Source organism: Funiculus sociatus GB2-C1 (genome assembly GCF_039962115.1).
GTDB lineage: Bacteria > Cyanobacteriota > Cyanobacteriia > Cyanobacteriales > FACHB-T130 > Funiculus > Funiculus sociatus.
The window spans coordinates 69,704-87,331 of sequence record NZ_JAMPKJ010000010.1 but is presented as its reverse complement, the minus strand read 5'-3'; the positions used below and the strand labels follow the sequence as shown (position 1 = coordinate 87,331).

General features: G+C 47.1%; 18 protein-coding genes and 1 tRNA gene. 9 read left to right on the top strand and 10 right to left on the bottom strand.

Annotated features, from left to right (window positions below; translation table 11 throughout):
* Positions 1–36: 36 nt before the first annotated feature.
* Together NDI42_RS07475 and NDI42_RS07470 are read right to left on the bottom strand one after the other, a co-directional pair.
* Positions 37–1,956, bottom strand: coding sequence for an N-acetylmuramoyl-L-alanine amidase (locus NDI42_RS07475; protein WP_190452257.1), 1,920 nt, complete (start codon positions 1,954–1,956; stop codon positions 37–39).
* Positions 1,957–2,475: 519 nt separating this feature from the next.
* Positions 2,476–3,882 carry a cation:proton antiporter domain-containing protein gene (locus NDI42_RS07470; protein ID WP_199311028.1) on the bottom strand — a complete coding sequence of 469 codons (1,407 nt, stop codon included), beginning with the start codon at positions 3,880–3,882 and terminating at the stop codon, positions 2,476–2,478.
* A 337-nt stretch (positions 3,883–4,219) separates the two neighbouring features.
* Between NDI42_RS07470 and NDI42_RS07465 the strand changes: the two genes are divergently transcribed.
* Positions 4,220–4,954 (top strand): SIMPL domain-containing protein, encoded by a 735-nt coding sequence (locus tag NDI42_RS07465; protein ID WP_190452252.1) that lies wholly within the window; start codon positions 4,220–4,222, stop codon positions 4,952–4,954.
* Positions 4,955–5,027: 73 nt separating this feature from the next.
* Here NDI42_RS07465 and NDI42_RS07460 read toward each other — a convergent pair whose 3' ends face one another.
* A complete protein-coding gene (locus NDI42_RS07460) occupies positions 5,028–5,390 on the bottom strand; it encodes a single-stranded DNA-binding protein (RefSeq protein WP_190423693.1) in 363 nt (120 codons plus the stop codon).
* 299 nt (positions 5,391–5,689) lie between these two features.
* Between NDI42_RS07460 and NDI42_RS07455 the strand changes: the two genes are divergently transcribed.
* The 3 genes from NDI42_RS07455 (at position 5,690) to mreD (ending at position 8,243) form a co-directional block, all read left to right on the top strand.
* A complete protein-coding gene (locus NDI42_RS07455; RefSeq protein WP_190423691.1) occupies positions 5,690–6,697 on the top strand; it encodes a rod shape-determining protein in 1,008 nt (335 codons plus the stop codon).
* 174 nt (positions 6,698–6,871) lie between these two features.
* On the top strand, positions 6,872–7,606 hold the full coding sequence (mreC, locus tag NDI42_RS07450; RefSeq protein WP_190452250.1) for a rod shape-determining protein MreC: 735 nt from the start codon (positions 6,872–6,874) through the stop codon (positions 7,604–7,606).
* Between the two features lie 91 nt (positions 7,607–7,697).
* Complete coding sequence (mreD, locus tag NDI42_RS07445; protein ID WP_190423687.1) at positions 7,698–8,243, top strand: rod shape-determining protein MreD; 546 nt, start codon at positions 7,698–7,700, stop codon at positions 8,241–8,243.
* 29 nt (positions 8,244–8,272) lie between these two features.
* On the opposite strand, the gene NDI42_RS07440 is transcribed toward mreD, so the two are convergent.
* Positions 8,273–9,082, bottom strand: a complete 810-nt coding sequence (locus tag NDI42_RS07440; protein ID WP_190452249.1) for an HAD family hydrolase — start codon at positions 9,080–9,082, stop codon at positions 8,273–8,275.
* Positions 9,083–9,302: 220 nt separating this feature from the next.
* On the opposite strand from NDI42_RS07440, the gene ribD reads away from it, so the two are divergent.
* Entirely contained in the window at positions 9,303–10,436 is a 1,134-nt protein-coding gene (ribD, locus tag NDI42_RS07435; RefSeq protein ID WP_190452247.1) for a bifunctional diaminohydroxyphosphoribosylaminopyrimidine deaminase/5-amino-6-(5-phosphoribosylamino)uracil reductase RibD, read from the top strand.
* A 69-nt stretch (positions 10,437–10,505) separates the two neighbouring features.
* Positions 10,506–11,117 (top strand): hypothetical protein, encoded by a 612-nt coding sequence (locus NDI42_RS07430; protein ID WP_190452246.1) that lies wholly within the window; start codon positions 10,506–10,508, stop codon positions 11,115–11,117.
* A gap of 73 nt (positions 11,118–11,190) precedes the next feature.
* Here NDI42_RS07430 and NDI42_RS07425 read toward each other — a convergent pair whose 3' ends face one another.
* Positions 11,191–11,424, bottom strand: coding sequence for a hypothetical protein (locus NDI42_RS07425; RefSeq protein ID WP_190423680.1), 234 nt, complete (start codon positions 11,422–11,424; stop codon positions 11,191–11,193).
* A gap of 838 nt (positions 11,425–12,262) precedes the next feature.
* Here NDI42_RS07425 and rbp point away from each other — a divergent pair.
* Complete coding sequence (gene rbp / locus NDI42_RS07420) at positions 12,263–12,580, top strand: RNA-binding regulator (protein ID WP_190423676.1); 318 nt, start codon at positions 12,263–12,265, stop codon at positions 12,578–12,580.
* Between the two features lie 102 nt (positions 12,581–12,682).
* Here rbp and NDI42_RS07415 read toward each other — a convergent pair whose 3' ends face one another.
* From NDI42_RS07415 to NDI42_RS07400, 4 genes are all read right to left on the bottom strand, one after another.
* Positions 12,683–12,982 (bottom strand): hypothetical protein, encoded by a 300-nt coding sequence (locus tag NDI42_RS07415; protein ID WP_190452245.1) that lies wholly within the window; start codon positions 12,980–12,982, stop codon positions 12,683–12,685.
* A gap of 129 nt (positions 12,983–13,111) precedes the next feature.
* A tRNA-Ala gene (locus tag NDI42_RS07410) sits at positions 13,112–13,184 on the bottom strand.
* Positions 13,185–13,231: 47 nt separating this feature from the next.
* Positions 13,232–13,933: an HAD family hydrolase gene (locus NDI42_RS07405; RefSeq protein ID WP_190452244.1), complete on the bottom strand. Its 702-nt coding sequence runs from the start codon at positions 13,931–13,933 to the stop codon at positions 13,232–13,234.
* A complete protein-coding gene (locus NDI42_RS07400) occupies positions 13,930–14,820 on the bottom strand; it encodes a class I SAM-dependent methyltransferase (protein WP_190452242.1) in 891 nt (296 codons plus the stop codon). Before NDI42_RS07400 ends, NDI42_RS07405 begins: the two co-directional genes overlap by 4 nt.
* 241 nt (positions 14,821–15,061) lie before the next feature.
* Here NDI42_RS07400 and NDI42_RS07395 point away from each other — a divergent pair, with 241 nt between their 5' ends.
* Positions 15,062–16,243, top strand: a complete 1,182-nt coding sequence (locus tag NDI42_RS07395) for an RtcB family protein (protein ID WP_190452240.1) — start codon at positions 15,062–15,064, stop codon at positions 16,241–16,243.
* Between the two features lie 221 nt (positions 16,244–16,464).
* Entirely contained in the window at positions 16,465–17,052 is a 588-nt protein-coding gene (locus NDI42_RS07390) for a Uma2 family endonuclease (RefSeq protein WP_190452238.1), read from the top strand.
* 294 nt (positions 17,053–17,346) lie between these two features.
* Here NDI42_RS07390 and NDI42_RS07385 read toward each other — a convergent pair whose 3' ends face one another.
* Positions 17,347–17,505, bottom strand: a complete 159-nt coding sequence (locus tag NDI42_RS07385; protein WP_199311019.1) for a hypothetical protein — start codon at positions 17,503–17,505, stop codon at positions 17,347–17,349.
* Between the last annotated feature and the right edge of the window lie 123 nt (positions 17,506–17,628).

The following is a 17,628-nucleotide window of genomic DNA, read 5'->3' as shown; positions in this document are numbered from 1 at the left end:
CCCCACTCACCACGAACCAAGGCTCTTAACCGAGGCTTAAAGATTTTGTTGAATGTACTGTAGAATACCGCGAGCGATCGCTTGTGCCATCTGACTCTGGTAATCAGGTGAGCCAAGTTTCGCCGCCTCTTGTCGGTTACTAACAAAACCAACTTCTACTAACACAGATGGCATAGAACTCTTTCTAAGTACATAAAATCTCGCCTGCCTCACCCCTCTATCTTTAGCATCGGTAGCCTGCAAAATGCTGTTGTGAATGCTTCGAGCTAAACGTCCGCCGCTAGAGTAATAGTAAGTCTCTACCCCTTGCACATCTGGACGACCACCAATTGAATTGGCGTGGATACTGACAAACAAATCGGCGTTTGCCCGTTCAGCCATTGTCACACGCGGTTGCAGGTCTACGAAATAGTCATCCTTTCGCGTCATCACCACCTGAACACCCTGCCGCTCTAGCAAAGCCTCCACCTGCCGTGCGATCGGCAAAATGACATCCACCTCCCTGAGCCCACCAACGCCGATAGCTCCGGGATCTTTGCCTCCGTGTCCGGCGTCTACCACCACCACCAATCGTCCGTTACGAGGGCGGGGGGAAAACTCTGGGGGATTATTAGTTTCCGGTGCCGGGACAGGAATTGTATCAGGACGGGGAAGCACCGAACTAAAGCGACCACGTTGCAGCTGTAGTGCTAATAGCTGGTCAGTCAGCTGATTGAGTTCCCCAATTTGCACCCCATCTCCCGGTTGCACCAGAACTACTACAGTACGAGGGTCTTGCTGTACAAGACGCACCCGCCGCACCATAGTCCTAGCATCTAGAGTTGGCCCTTTGACTCTTTCAGCCAGAGTCGCAGAAGGAATAGTAATTCGGTAGGCCCCAGCTGAGCCATCCCATTTACCAGTAAATTTTACAGACCGATCTGCTCTGATGAATAACTGAGTTCCGGAGAGTTCAACCGACTGAATCGTTGCCACCTCACCGTCGCGGCGCGTTGTTGGCGTTGTTGGCACCGTTCGAGTTGGGGGATTGAAAGGAGAAGGCTGATTGCCAGCCAAAGTCGGGCTTTCAATGCTTCCAGCAGTAGTTCCCTGCGGTAATAGGACAATACCGCCAAAACCGCTGACGCTTGCCTGCCAGTCGGGACTTTCCTTGGTCACGTTCATCGTCACGCGGACGACTGAAGGTGAAGTATCCACCTGAGATAAGAGAATGCGACTGACACCATAGCGATTCACCCGCGACTCTGGCGATGAGAGACTACGGGATATGGTAGCGCCTTGGATGTCAAAGGTAATATTGCGGCGATCGCTACTCCGCTTTACCTTAATAATTGAAGGGCGATCGCCATTCGTCCGCAGGAAAAACCCATCATTCGTCACCTGTATATCTTCAATTTGAGCAACCGACCCAGCTGGGCTGGCGGCTGCTTGACTGCTTAAAGATCGATTGAATCCAGACGACGGCGACAAATTTCCCAAAGTTGGCTTACTGGGAGAAGTTGGCCGTATCGAGGAGAACGAAGAATTTACCAGAGTTGGTCTAGCAGAAGAATTTGGTAATTGTGAAACTCGTTGAGGTTTTGGTAATTGTACCGACCACTGACTGGGGGAAGCTCCCTGAAAGACTACTTGCTCCGGATCAAGCGTGTAACCAGGGTCTAATTCAATTACCAGGCGAGTAACATTACCCTCAAACTGTCCCACCCGCAAACTGCGTAACGCCCCCGCCAACTGCTGAGTTACCGTTGGGCGTCCGAAAGTTGTACCAGGCAAATCGATTACCAGACGTGAAGGATTAGCCAAAAGCTGCGCTTTCGGCTGCACTCCATCGTCAGTCCTAAAATCCAGCCGGTTTTGATTAGTATCAAAACGCCACGAAACCAGTTTTGCCGCAAAAGCGGGAGATGTAACCAGAAAAAGGCTCAAACAACTGGGTAATAGCCAGTAAAGTCTCACTATCGTTTCTCCAAAAGAAAGGTAAAGACCGAGTTAAAGCGGTCTGTACGCTCTAGTCCTATTTCGGGTGCGATCAAGTCGCATCCGGGGCATGGCGTAGCCAAGTTAATGATTTTAGACTGGGTTGAACGATACCACGACTGCGGCAGCAATGCAGAACATTAAGCAGGAATGGCTGATTTTACTTGCCATCTTTGGAGATGCCCTATCGAACTGGATTCATGTATCGTAAATTTTTACCCCTGGTGTTTGGCAATTAAGTGTCCTTATGCTGCCCATCGCTACATCGGTTACTCAAAATTCTCTCTAGCGAGAAAACTTTTGAATTCATTGAGTCACGCCCCAAGGACGTTGAGACAATGACTTAAGTTTCTCTAAAAGCCTTTATTTGTTAGTTGTTCGTTATCTGTGGGTAGCAGTTACAGGAAATTGGGAATTGGGAATTGGGAATTGGGAATTAAGAATTGGGAATTGAGAAAAAGTCTTACCTAGTCCCCAGCCCCCAGTCCCCGCCCCCAGTTAATCACTCTCCTTAACCGGAACTGCGGGAGCCTCTTGAAACACAAACCTTAATAACGGGGGTGCTAAGAAGGTTGTCAAGATGACCATCATAATAATCGCGGCTTCTGTGGCTTCAGACAAAGCACCACTGGCGGAACCGACACCAGCAAAGACTAATCCTACTTCGCCTCTAGGAATCATTCCGACACCGATCGCTAATCGATTAATCTGGGGTTGACCAAATACTGCAAGACCAGTAACAACCTTTCCGACAATCGCCACTACGATAAGGAAAATGGCAATTATCAAACCCTCCCGGTTACTAGGAACAGCTGGGTTGAGTACGCCTAAATCTGTTTTGGCTCCTACCGTGACGAAGAAAATCGGCACAAACATATCGGCAATGGGACACACTTGCCTTTCCAACTCTTTACGCTTATCCGTTTCGTCTAAGACTAAGCCAGCCGCAAAAGCTCCGAGTATGGCTTCTAAATGGATGGCGGCGGCAAGATAAGCCATTATAAAGGCGAAGATGAATGCTGGTATGACCAAGCTACCGCGTGTCTTGAGTTTCTCGGCAATGATCACAAAAGATTTGTTGAAGACTTTGCCAAGCAGAATCGCACCGATCAAGAAAGCACTGGCGCTGATAATCAGATAGAAAACGTTACTTACGTCCACTTTGCCAGTTTTGGCAAGACTTGCCACCACTGCCAGGACGATGATACCGATCACGTCGTCTATGACGGCAGCGCCAAGAATAATCTGACCTTCTTTGGAATTAAGACGCCCTAGTTCTGATAGAACTTTGGAGGTAATACCAATACTGGTTGCAGTCAAAGCTGCACCCGCAAAAATCGCTGGCACCGCTGGAATGCCAAACAAGATCATCAGTCCCGCAGTGCCTGCGGCAAATGGCACTGCTACCCCGACTACTGCTACGAGTAACGCCTGGATACCAACATCCATCAGTTCCCTGAAATTCGATTCCAGTCCAATTTCAAATAGCAAAATGATCACGCCCAGTTCTGCCAGAACGGACACGACTTCGCTTTGGGTTTGAAACACGTCTACCGCTGCGTCGGGGCTTAACCCTCCAGTGGATTGGAGGAAAGACATAATTACAGAACTGGAACTGTCTGCGCCGCTTTCTGGAAATACCAGCAGATGCAGGGCGGAGACACCCACCACCACGCCTCCGACGAGTTCGCCTAAGACGGGTGGTAAGCCGATGTTGTTAGATAATTCTCCCCCGATTTTGCTGGCAAGGTAAATTACGACTAAACTCAGCAGTACCCCTGCTAGGACGAGTGGGGCGTTTTCTGCTTCTGGTGTTGCTGTTGCCAGCACAGGAATGGTTTTGTTCCAAAGTGGAAATGAGAATGGGGTGATAAAATTCACCCAGGCAGTTGAAACTATCTCCATTGGGTCTGCATAATTCATTCTTCTCACTGTACAAGCTTCTTTACAAATCCCTGCGTCGATTCGGCTATGGAATTGGAGTGAACTAGGCTACAAGATGATTGCTCTCAAGGGTGTGCGATCGCTCTTAGCGATTCTTCACTCAGCCTAATTAGTTGGATTTGAGCTTGGTTTTTATTATTGAGTATAAATACTTGTTTTACCGGCTAGTGCGATCGCCTTAAAAGTATCTTTAGTTCAGTTGCCAAAACTGTAACTGTTTACACTTTCTGGCTGCTGTAGTGGCACAGTGAGAACATTCAAACTGCATTACAAGCGGTTATGTCTGTGAGGAGAATCTATGAATTTAACCTTTGCGTCTAGTTTTTGGAAGCAGGCTGGGCTGATATCGTTAGTATTGAGTGTGCTTAGCTTGAGTATTGCTACAAGAGCTGTTGCCCAAGAAAAAATGCTGCGAACCCTGACTGTTAGTGGGCGAGGTGTCGAAAATATTCCCACAACTTTGACGCAGGTGCGGCTGGGGGTGGAAGTTCAGGGGAAAGTTGCGGCGGATGTGCAGCAGGAAGCTGCCCGACGCTCAGCTGCTGTGGTGGAGCTGCTAAAATCTCGCAATGTGGAGAAATTAGAAACTACTGGCATTAGCCTCAATCCGATTTACAGCTACGAGAACAATGTCCAGCGTCTAACTGGGTATAGTGCTACCAATATTGTCAGCTTTCGGATTGATACTCAAAAAGCCGGAACTCTTCTGGACGAGGCAGTTAAAGCAGGGGCAACCCGGATTGATGGTATAAGTTTTGTAGCTGATGATAGCGCGATCGCGTCTGCTCAAAAACAAGCTCTACGCGAAGCTACCCAAGATGCCCAAGCCCAAGCTGATGCTGTTTTGAGTTCCCTAAATCTCACTCGTAGGGAAATCGTCAACATTCAAGTCAATGGCGCTGTTGTACCGCCGCCACGGCCAATACCCATAGCTGATATGGCTATGCGGTCTGAGACTCTAGCAAAAACTACTCCGGTAATTGGCGGTGAGCAAGAGGTAGAGGCATCAGTTACCCTGCAAATTAGTTATTAATCTAGGGATAAAGCATTAAAAATTCAAAATTTAAAAGGGAAATTCTTCTTTTTAAATTTTGAATTTTTAATTTTTAGAACTCGCTATCGTTATAGCTGCCCGCACTAGCATCAGTGTCTTGCTTAGAACCCAATAGATCCAGGTGATCCACCTTAATGACGGGTGTAGAACGGGTAGCTCCTGAGTTGCGATCGCTCCAAGTATCAAACTTTAACGAGCCTTGCACTCCAATCAAGCTGCCCTTACGGACAAAGTTTTCAGCTACTTCCGCCGTTTTACCCCAAAGTTCTAAATTGAACCAATCCGGCTGGTCGTTATTGCGCGATCGTCTTCTTACTGCCAGCGTCAGCTTACACTTAATGCTCCCTGACTCGAAATACTTAACATCCGGATCTCCACCTACACGCCCTACCAGGGTTACAACATTTAGAGTCATAAGAATTTTTTAGTACATTTGTACTTACGTATGGTCAATTATACTTTAGCGAACTGAAATCTTAGTCTCAAATTAACTTTATCCTGATTTACTCTTGGACGATTAGAATCATGCTTGGAAATCAGTTTGAGGCAAATTTACATAAAGAATTCTTCTTCGTGACTAGACTCAGGATAGAAAACGTAATAGAATCCACCTCGGTTCCATTTCCGTTAAGATTCCGTCACACACAACAGCATTTCATTTTGGGGGCGTAGAAACGAGTGGGTCTTTTCAGTCGCTTTTCCTTATCCCGGGACATGGGTATCGACTTGGGTACTGCTAATACCCTGGTCTATGTATCCGGCAAAGGGATTGTTCTCCAAGAACCCTCTGTGGTTGCTATGGATATGGACACTAAAACCCCGCTGGCCGTGGGGGAAGATGCGAAAAAAATGTTGGGAAGAACTCCCGGCAATGTGGTGGCCTTGCGGCCCCTTCGCGATGGTGTCATTGCCGACTTCGACACTGCCGAGCTAATGCTTAAGCATTTTATCCGGCGGGTTCATGAAGGCAGAGCATTAGTCTCTCCTCGGATTGTAATCGGTATTCCTTCAGGTGTCACTGGCGTAGAACGCCGAGCCGTTATGGAGGCAGCATCTCAGGCTGGTGCCAGAGATGTTTACCTGATTGATGAGCCTGTTGCTGCGGCTATTGGCGCTGGACTACCAGTGGCAGAGCCTACGGGTAACATGATCATTGATATTGGTGGCGGCACAACTGAAGTTGCCGTGCTTTCTTTACAAGGAACGGTTTTAAGTGAGTCGGTGCGCGTGGCTGGTGATGAGCTTTCCGAAGCTATCATGCAGTACATGAAAAAAGTCCACAACCTGGTAATCGGGGAACGTACCTCTGAAGAAATCAAAATTCAGATTGGTTCTGCCTACCCCACCAGTTTTGATGAAGAGGCAATCATGGAGGTGAGGGGTTTACACCTGCTCTCTGGCTTGCCCCGAACTGTTACTATCAAGGGGCCGGAAATTCGCGAAAGTATGTCTGAACCGCTTTCAGTGATTGTGGATGCGGTGAAGCGAACCTTAGAACGAACTCCTCCGGAACTAGCAGCCGACATTATCGACAGAGGTATCATGCTGGCTGGTGGTGGTGCTTTGTTGAAGGGGCTTGATACGCTAATCAGCCACGAAACGGGAATTGTTACTCACGTAGCGGCAGATCCGCTGTCGTGCGTGGTGCTGGGGACAGGTAGAGTGTTAGAGAACTTCAAACAATTGGAGCGGGTCTTTAGTGGGCGATCGCGCAGTATGTAGCAATCAGCGGTCAGTGGTCAGTAGTCAGGCAAAAGTTGGAATGTTGAAACGTTGAAAAGTTGTCAGGCGACAACTTTCCAACCTTCAAACTTTCAAACGCCAATGAACGACGGACAACGAACAACGGACAACGAATAACAGACAACGAATAACAGACAAAAAGCTGATAGCTAAATGTATACACTGCGTCGCTGGTGGGTTCGGCACGGCATACAAGTTATGGTGGCGGGGGCAGCTATTGGGAGTGCCTGGTTCCTCCGGCAAACCCAAGGGGCAGCCATGTTTGAGGTTTACCAGTTGCTTACCCGCCCCTTTCAAACTGAAGCCCCGCCACAAGAGATTAGAGAGAATGCCCGCGTACAAGAATTGCAGGATCGCCTGACCGAACTGCAAAACCAAAATCAGAAGTTACAAGAGCTTCTAGGTTATGTACAACAAAGGAAACAGAAGGCGATAACGGCGCCAATAGTCGGGCGTACCCCGGACAATTGGTGGCAACAGGTCACTTTGGGACGTGGCACTGAAGATGGCATCCAAAAAGACTTTATTGTTATGGGTACAGGTGGCTTGATAGGTCGCGTCGTGGAAGCGACATCCCATACCAGCCGCGTCTTGCTGATTAGCGACCCTAGCAGTCGCGCGGGTGCGGTGGTTAGCCGCAGCCGCGTTATGGGTTATATTCGGGGCTACGGCTCTAATAGAGTGGTGATGCAGTTTTTTGACAAAGTGCCGGATGTCCGGCGGGGCGATGTTGTCGCAACATCCTCTGCCAGTAAACTGTTCCCTCCAGGCTTGCCACTGGGTCGCGTCGAGTCTGTAAATTTGGAAAAAACCCCGGCTCCTGAAGCAATTATTAAGGTGACAGCGCCGATTAGTTATTTGGAGTGGGTGGTAATATATCCCAAATAAATTTGTTTAGTTATTGGCTAATAGTTAATGGCTCTTGAACAATTAGCTAATCACAATTTATTAATAACTAATAATTAATAACTAATGACTAATGATTAAGGTTTCTAATTTGTCACCTTGGGCGCGTCAAATTGTCAACTGGGCAGTAACCGTTGGTTCTGTGGTGCTGTGCTTGCTAATCTTGCCGACTCGCCTACCTGGAATGGAGTTATTAGGAATTGCCCCCAATTGGTTGTTGATTTGGGTGGTGGCTTGGAGTGTGAAGCGAACAGCTGTTCAAGGTGCTGTAGCGGGTTTGGTGTTGGGACTGATCCAAGATGGAATGACCTCACCCGAACCCAGTCATGCTTTGAGTCTGGCCGTAGTAGGAATTTTAACGGCGCGGATTCAAAAGCAGCGGTATATTGAAGAAGATTTTATTTCTGTGGCGTTAATTGTGTTCGCGATGGCAGTTGTCGCGGAGACGGTGAGCGCAATTCAGTTCTCTATCGGGAGCGATCGCACTCTGGCAGCAATTTGGACTTATCACCAGCGCATCGCCCTCTCTAGTGCCATTCTCAGCAGTCTCTGGGCCCCAGTAGTGTACTATCCGTTGAATCGTTGGTGGCAGCAGATGAATTTGTTGCAGCAATCTTGAAAAGTTGCTAACTGCTAATTGTTTAACAATTAGCAGTTAGGCATTAGTCTAAGACTATTGACTTCTAACAGGTAATGTGCAACTGAAAGTAAGTCACTATGAATGCAAGTTGGCTGAAACTGCTGTAATCTTTGGCGAGAGCGAATGCCGCAAGTAAGAGCTATTGTGGGAATTGAGACTGCTTGTCCTGCCAAGATGTCGGCTTCGGTATCGCCTACCATCCAAGCTAATGAGCTTTCGCTGTTCGGCTGAGAGTGTTGGGCTATAGCTTTTTCTAAAAGTTGCGTTTTCACGTGGGCGTAGTTTACATAGGCAGCATCATCGTCTTCGGTTCCATAGATGCCACTAAACAGCCGCGCCAAACCGTAATTCTGCAAGATTTGGGTGACTTGGGATGAAGAGCGCAACGTCACTAATACCAGCTTAAAGCCCTGAGAATGTAGCAACGGCAGCGCCCAATTTACCCCAGGCTGCATCTTGTCTTTTTGTAACAGTGCTGGTTGATTCACAATGTTTACCACGCACTGCAAAAATATATCTATCTGCTCTCCAGCTAAGCCAGAGCGCATGGCAATTTCCACATCTGGGACGCGCTCTTGCTTCATTTGCCAGAACTGCTGTAATTTGAGCATTGTAATCGGCAGGATTTCATCCTGAGCTTGGTACAGCTCTTGAGTTTCACCTAACGCTAACTGATAAGTTGTGTAGTAGCGCCTAGAAACATCTACGATGGGGCCGTCAAAGTCACAAAACACCGTCAGTTCTGGGTAATACGGGGAAGTTGCTTGACGTTGGTAACACTGGGGTGGTTGCGAAACTGAGGGGGCTGTACCTTTCATAAGACGTTACAGATATCAACCTTTAGACACGTTTATTTACCTTAACAGGTGTAACATAAGTTTTTAGAGGATTTAGAAGAGAATTTATATTAGACATTTTTATAGAAATAACAAGCGATCGCTTGCGGCCTAGAAACAGCCTCCAGCATATCCCATCGCGATCTTATGCTGGCTTGCCCCTTAATTAATTAAACTCAGGTGTAGCCAGGACAGCAAACTCATGGATAAATTTCCCAAAGACGCCCAACAAGAGTCGCTTGTAACCCTCAATGATAGCGCCATGATGCAACGGTGCATAGAACTAGCCCTAAGCGCCAGAGGACGAACGGCTCCCAATCCCCTAGTAGGTTCTGTAATTGTCAAAGATGGACAGATTGTGGGCGAAGGGTTTCATCCGGGGGCAGGTCATCCCCACGCAGAAGTATTTGCGTTGAGGGAGGCGGGCGATCGCGCCAAAGGAGCCACAATTTATGTCAATCTGGAACCTTGCAATCACTACGGACGGACGCCTCCCTGTTCGGAAGCATTGGTTGCAGCGGGTGTGAGTAAGGTGGTGGTGGGTATGGTTGACCCCGATCCGCGCGTGTCAGGGGGAGGTATTGAGCGATTACGACAGGCGGGGATAGAAGTAGTTGTAGGAGTGGAGGAGGAAGCCTGCAAGCAGCTCAATGAGGCTTTTATCCATCGCATTCTTTACCGCCGTCCGTTTGGCATTTTGAAATACGCGATGACTCTGGACGGCAAGATTGCCACTACTACGGGACACAGCGCTTGGATTACAGGCATTGATGCTCGGAATGAGGTGCATCGTACTCTTCGGGGGTCTTGCGATGCTGTGATTGTGGGCGGTAATACTGTCCGTCGGGATAATCCCCACTTAACCAGCCATCAAACTGAGACTCGCAATCCTTTAAGGGTAGTGATGAGTCAATCTCTGGATTTACCCGCAGAGGCTCATGTGTGGGAGACAGGGGTGGCTCCTACTTTAGTCTTAACAGAGCAAGGAGCTAATCCGGATTTCCAACAGCTGCTGCTGAAAAAGGGTGTAACCGTGGTGGAGCTAACTGGGCTGACACCGACAAAGGCAATGGCATATTTATATGAGCAGGGATTACTTTCGGTGCTGTGGGAATGTGGTGGCACTTTAGCAGCACGAGCGATCGCAGAAGGAGCAGTGCAAAAAATTTTCGCTTTCATTGCTCCCAAAATTGTCGGTGGTAAGACGGCTCCCTCTCCGGTGGGGGATTTGGGGTTGGCAACTATGACCGAGGCTCTGACCTTAGAGCGCGTCCGTTGGCGCACAGTTGGCTCAGATTGCTTGGTGGAAGGTTATTTACCGTTAGTCAGTGGCTAGTGGCTAATAGCTAATAGCTTATTGTCAATTGCCATTAGCTATTAGCTAGGAACCATTAGCTATAGAAATATGCTCGAAGTTATTTTTGGCAGCCTGTTGGTTGGAAGTTTGGGAATGGATGCGGTGATGCTGAGCGGATGGATGCGCTGGCAGCAGGTGATTACACGTCAGCAAGATGAGGAGGAGGAAGAAACTTTGACTCGTTATGAATCTAAACAAGACTCCGCACCAGCAGAGTTGCTATCTTCTAACGGCGGTTCTGTGGGAGCATCCAAAGAACCGCGTATGATGGGCTGGGAATTTAAAATTGTGCGCGCCTCGTCTGATTTGTTTCGCAATTCAGCTATTTTTCAAAAGCTGTGTGAAGAAGAGGCGCAATCTGGCTGGATTTTGTTAGAAAAACTTGACGATCGGCGGGTGCGGTTTAAGCGAGCGATCGCTATGCGGGACATTATTCCATCGGAATCGCTTTCTTATGACCCTTACCGTAGCCATTATGGGACTAGGTTAAGGCGGCGTACTGGGGTTTATGCGATCGCAGCTGTTATTGCTATGTCTTTACCCGCTTATTTGGGCTATGTTTTGGTGTCGCGGACACTTGATAATTCCTCTCGGACTATCTCACCGCCAGATTCTCCCCCGGAGAAACTGTCTTTCCCAACGCGCCCTCCGGCTCCATAAAAGCATTCGAGACGCGATGTTCATCGCGTCTCTTTTTCTAATGCCGAAGAATTCTTTTTTCCATCAGAGCCTTCTAGTGGGTTTCTTGCCATACAGACTGACGCTCTTGAGCCAGATCCCGAATCAAGGATAGCTTAGAGTGCAGATAGTCGCTCATTATGTTGGCTTCATCGGAATTGAGCGATCGCTGTTGTTTTATCTGCTTGAGTAGCCACTGTACCAAGTTGGCATCGTCTAATTTCAACAGCATATTGGCCTGAGTGGTCTCAATTACAGTCCAAAGCTGACGTAGCATTGTGGGAGTCATACAGTCTCCTTTTCGCGGATACTTGTGCTTGGTGGTGGAATCGGTGGTAACTGGTTTTATTTGTACGGTGGGAGGAGGTGGTTACGGTTCGCCGCCTCTACTTAATTATTCCTTTAGTTTTCCACGATAACTTATCTGGTAATAGCAAAAATGCGATCGCACAAGTTGAAACAATAGTTACAAAATACTTAACAAAGTGAATAATAACTTGACAAAGATGGAGGGTAGGGGGTTTCGCTTTCTCAGTTTTCTCGCCGTTTCATTATCCCCTCTACCCCAGGCAAAGGAACTTTGGCTGTAAAAATCTGTAATAACTGTCGCTTAAATATGATTTCTGACCATACTCGATATTATTATACCAATAAATATATAACGCTACAAATCAGGCTAGCAAAAGGTTTCATCTGTTTTAAATCAGTTTTTGGTATTAGGGGGTTGTAAGCCAACTGCCCCATTCTCTTTCTTGTTGAGGCTTATAACTAACCTCGGCTTTATCCCTTTCGGAGCCAGTTGTGACACGTGATCGCCCAACTCCCAACACGAACGGGTATATGGATTTGCCACACTTAAAATCCTGAAATCGTCTACTGACGAGGATTTACCAATCTTGAATAGTATCAGGCGATCGCTTTGTTCTACTTCATCATCCCAACTGTTGCGTTTTGTAACGTTTTTCTAGCTCTCCCCCCTATAGCTCCATACCGTGCTAGTATCGTAAGTGAGAATAAGTTCGGTAGCAGCGTTTGTTTTTAGAATTGACAGGCATTTTCCTTTTAGTTTTGACAGGCTTGTCTCCGAAATCTAAATCTCTACAAAGCTTTGATTTTGGAGAAACTCTATGTCAATTTATGTAGGCAATCTTTCCTACGAAGTCACACAAGAAGACCTCAGTGGTGTTTTTGCAGAATACGGTAGTGTCAAGCGGGTTCAGCTACCTACTGACCGCGAAACAGGTCGCATGCGCGGCTTTGCTTTTGTGGAAATGAGTACAGATGCTGAAGAAACCGCAGCCATTGAAGCGCTTGATGGCGCTGAATGGATGGGCCGCGATCTGAAAGTTAACAAAGCCAAGCCCCGCGAAGACCGAGGTTCATCCTTTGGTGGTGGTGGTGGCGGCGGTGGTCGGAGAAACAGCAATTTCTCTAACCGCTACTAAGCTTTAAGACTAAACTCTTTTAGCCATATATAGATAGCCCCACTCCACTGTCAAAGTGGAGTGGGGCTATCTCTGTATAGGTTATGCCAATCTAAGAAACGATTACATCCCAGCCCAAGGGATAACACTGTCCGTCACTTTGTCACTGGCGATGGCTGGGCGAACATTCTCATACACATCAGGATACTTTGCTTGTAGCTGTTCTTCTCTGAGATTGGCATTAAGCACAGTACCATCCTGTGTGCTAACTGAGTATAGCAAACCGTTAGAATCTGAAGTGATGGTAATGGTGCGATCGCGCATAACCAGGCGAGTTATAGCGGTATGCTCTTGGGCGCGGGTTGCAGTAGCGAACAGGCTGAACCCTATTAGCAGGAGAGTAGCGACTGACACTTGAGCCATAATGTATCCTCTAATAACATTGGCTCAATGTTAGCGCTTATTACTTCGGACACAGTAGTAGCCTTATCAACTACTCTGCTGATGTACATTCGCAAATTACGACATTTAATTTGCGAATGTACAGAAAAATGGAGAATAGCGGATTTGAACCGCTGACCTCTGCGGTGCGATCGCAGCACTCTACCAACTGAGCTAATTCCCCTAATCTAAACTTAATTTTTTTGCCTTAGCTATTCTAACACTTTACTTTTAACCTGCGGTTGCCTGCGGTGTCGTGCGGGAAAATATTTGCTGCACCCGCTCCACTTCTAAGTCGGTAAAATAATCTACAGCCCAGTTAGTCCAACGCTGGAGCATATGAAACGGGTAAGTATGGGCTACCCCCACCACTTGTACACCAGCCGATCTCGCCGCTTGAATTCCGGCTGGGGTATCTTCAATTGCCAGACAATTAGAAGCTTTGAGGTTGAGGCGTTCTATCGCCAAGAGATACCCATCAGGTTCTGGCTTACTGGTGGTGATGTCGTCAGCAGCAATAATAACCGAAAAATGCTCAAGTAACCCGGTGCGATTTAACACCAATTCTACTTCAGTGCGGAGGGCATCGCTGACAATAGCTAGTTTCACCTCATGCAACCGCAGCTTTTGAATAAAGTCCTCTAACCCAGGATAAATTGGCAGTTCTTCCAACTTATCCAAAGCCTGCTGGTAGGCTTGAGCCTTGCGGTTCACCAATTGGGTTAAATAGCCGTCTCTGACTTCTCTGCCGCGATTTGTGAGAATCTTTTGTAGACAGGCGCGATCGCTTCTGCCTAAACAAAATTGTCGATACTCCCCCGGTTTTGAGCGCAGATTTTCCGAAATTAGAATTTCATCAATCAGATCCCGGTGAATTGCCTCATCCTTAATAATTACACCGTTAAAATCAAACAGAACTGCCTTCAAAGTCATGCCAATGTGCCATAAGCCGGGATACCCAAGCCCGCCAAATCTTCATTATCAGCTATGTCAGCGATCGCTGTACGCCGGGAATTCTGGACTGGGATAGGTTTAACACCTTTAGTTAATTGGTGTATCGCCCACACGTCCTGAGTTTGCACAGCTTCAAATCCTGCCGATCCCATCCAAGCATCGACGCTATCGGCGGCGTAAGCTCTAATATAAGGCTCCTCAAAAATTTCGCTCAACCAATCAACTTGGCGAATAGTTTTCTGATTCCCATCGAGTATTAAAACCTCTCCTCCAGCCCTCAGCAAGCGAAAACTTTCCCGCAGAATGGCACGCGATATCTCTGGTGGTGTCTCGTGAAACAACAGAGAAGCTGTTACCAAGTCAAAAGACGCATCGGGAAACCCCGTAGCCTCCGCACTGCCGTGCAAAAATTGAATATTAGCCTCAGCGTTTCTGGCTTTGTATTCAGACATTACCAGCATATAAGGCGATAAGTCTAAACCAATAACTTCCGCTTCCGGGAAAGCCTTTTTTAACATCAGAGTTGTGGAACCTGTACCGCAACCTAAATCCAGTATCCGTCGCGGTTGCCCACAAATTGCATCAACCAAGCTTTGACGTATCCAGGCTTCGTTAGGCGGCAAAACATACTGGGTAACGGGATCGTAGGAAACTGCCGCACCAGGGGTAAGATAACCGCCCTCTATGCCGTGGAAGTTTTGACTACTGTAGTAAGAAGGATATTCTAAATTGGGATTGCGGAAGCGATCGCTCTCCTTTTGCCAATCAACGCTTTCATAAAAACGCCGTAACCCTTTCTCATCAATGAACATCCGAATCACAGGTGCTAAGAAGCGCTCATAGATTGAGTTCTTGCCAACCGCCATAGGATTTCATCCGGGTAATGTGAATACCAGAGGAGCATACCTCCTCTTTACGAATCTTAATGTAACTTATACCTCAGAACCTCTGCCTGCGGGTTGTCTCTAGGGATGACAAAATTGTAATTTATATGTAGCATAAAAGTAATATACAACTTTTGCCGCAGCTATCCCATCTGAGTCTGCTTTATTGACGGGAAGTAACCTTGCGGCAATACGGATCTTTGTTTATAGTTGGCACACGTTTATGCCCTACGAAAAGTTAGAAATTTCGACTCCAAAGCCAGTGCTATCTTGGGCAAATCATGCCCTTGGTTCTGATGAAACCAAGATGGCAAGGAATGTCGCATCCCTACCATTTGTCTTTAAGCACGTAGCGCTAATGCCAGATGTTCACCTTGGCAAAGGTGCCTTGGTGGGTTCTGTAGTGGCTACTAAAGAAGCAATTATGCCCGCTGCTGTGGGCGTGGATATTGGTTGCGGGATGATGGCAATTAAAACGCCATTCACCGGCGCGCAATTGGAGGGCAAGCTAAAGCAAATCCGTCTGGATTTAGAAGCTGCTATTCCTGTTGGTTTTAATGAAAACAAAGATGTTGAAAAAGCCGTTTTAAACTGGCAGGGTTGGCGAGATTTCAAGGAACTACATTCAGGTGTACAACGCCTGGAAAGTAAAGCCATGAAACAGATGGGTTCTCTCGGTGGCGGGAATCATTTTATAGAAGTTTGTCTGGATACCGAGAACTCTGTTTGGTTAATGTTGCACTCTGGTTCGCGCAATATTGGCAATATGCTGGCGCAAAACCATATTGGCACGGCTAAGGAACTAGCGAAACTAGCAGGCGATCGCTTACCCGATCCAGACTTAGCTTACTTTGTCGCTGGTACGGCAGAATTTGCCACCTACTGGCACGATTTACAGTGGGCGCAAGACTACGCCCGTTTCAACCGCGATGTGATGATGGCGCGTTTTAAGCGGATTGTGGAAAAGCATCTCGCTGGTGGTAAGCAAACAAAGCCGTTGCTGTCAGTGAACTGTCACCACAACTACGCCGAAAAAGAAGTGCATTTTGGCGAAGATGTGTATGTGACTCGTAAAGGTGCAGTCCGGGCGCGTGAAGAAGATTATGGCATTATTCCCGGCTCAATGGGGGCAAAATCCTTCATTGTTAAGGGTAAAGGTAATGCTGAAAGTTACTGTTCTTGCAGTCATGGTGCTGGACGTTTGATGTCTCGGAACAAGGCAAAGAATGTCTACACGTTGGATGATTTGATTCAGCAAACAAATGGTGTAGAGTGCCGCAAGGATGAGGGCGTTTTGGATGAAATTCCTGGTGCTTATAAGCCGATTGAGCAAGTCATGGCTAATCAAGCGGATCTCGTCGAAGTTGTGGCGACGCTGAAGCAAGTTATCTGTATTAAGGGTTAATTTATGTAGGGTGGGCATTGCCCACCTTTTTAGTTTTTTAACGCAAAGGTTAACGCAGCGGTACGCAGAGTTTAATAAATTTAAAAGGTAGGTTGATATTTTTCACTAATTAATAAAAATGATGGTTTTTTATTGGTCTGTTTTAAAATATAATTTGAGAAAAATTGAGTTAATGCTTCTCGCCTCATCAACAAAGCTTTTACGAGGAAGTAATAGAAACTATGATTGCTATTCGACAACTTAACCAGATGACTCCCCAAGAGTATTTGGAATGGGAACCTACTCAAGAAATCCGCTACGAATACATTGATGGGGAAGTCTTTGCCATGACTGGGGGGACGAAGCCCCACAACCGGATCGCTGGCAATATCTACACGGCTCTAGATAGTCATTTACAAGAGAGAGGCTGCGAAGTCTATATTGCAGATGTTAAGGTGCAAGCCTCTGAGAATGGCCCTTATCATTACCCTGATGTGGTAGTGACTTGTGACTCCAGAGATCGAAACTCTAATCAGTTTGTTCAGTATCCTTGCCTAATTGTAGAAGTCCTTTCCCCTTCTACAGAAGCTTTTGATCGGGGGGGTAAATTTGCCCGATATCGTCAGATGGAAACTTTACAGGAGTACGTGCTGATCCAGTCAGAACAGATAGGGGTGGAGTGCTTTAGGCGCAATGAGGAGGGTTTGTGGGTACTTTATCCCTATGAGTCAGGAGATACATTCACTCTCTCTAGTGTGGGACTTTCTCTAAGCGTAGATGCTGTATATCGACAAGTTAGATTTGAATCTACGGAGACAGAGGCATCTTGAAGTATATGCTTCTGCGCGATCGCATTCTGACACGAGCGATCGCTTAAGGTATGTTTCATCTATAAAATTACCCTAAAGGAATTGCTGAAACCCTTGCCTATTCTTCCTCTTCTACCACCTGTTCAATAAATTTTTGCACTAAAGGCACGAGGATGCGATCGCCTTGTTGATGCAACACTTCTTTCCTTACCAGTTTTCGGACAATCTTGGGATTTTGGTCTGTGGGAGTTTCCCCAGAAACTAGACACCGCAGGAAGTAGCGAAGCGATCGCTATCTGTCAGGCTTCTCCACAATTACCGGAAATACTCGCCGTCGCAGCGCGTGAGGTGAATAATGGTATTTACAGCAGCGCACTCGCAAATGTTGTTAAAGTCCTCCAAAGGCTGCACGATTAACTCACGAGCAGATTCGTCGTCCAAGTAGCTTACCCGCAAGCTACGAGTGTTTATCATATAGTCGCTCCAGTAGTCGGGAAGCTCCTTCGGCTCGTGGGAGCCACTGCTCGATCTAGCTTGTTTTTATCTGCACACAGGATGCTACTCTCTGGGAAGCACAGAGGCAGATAGAGGTTACAA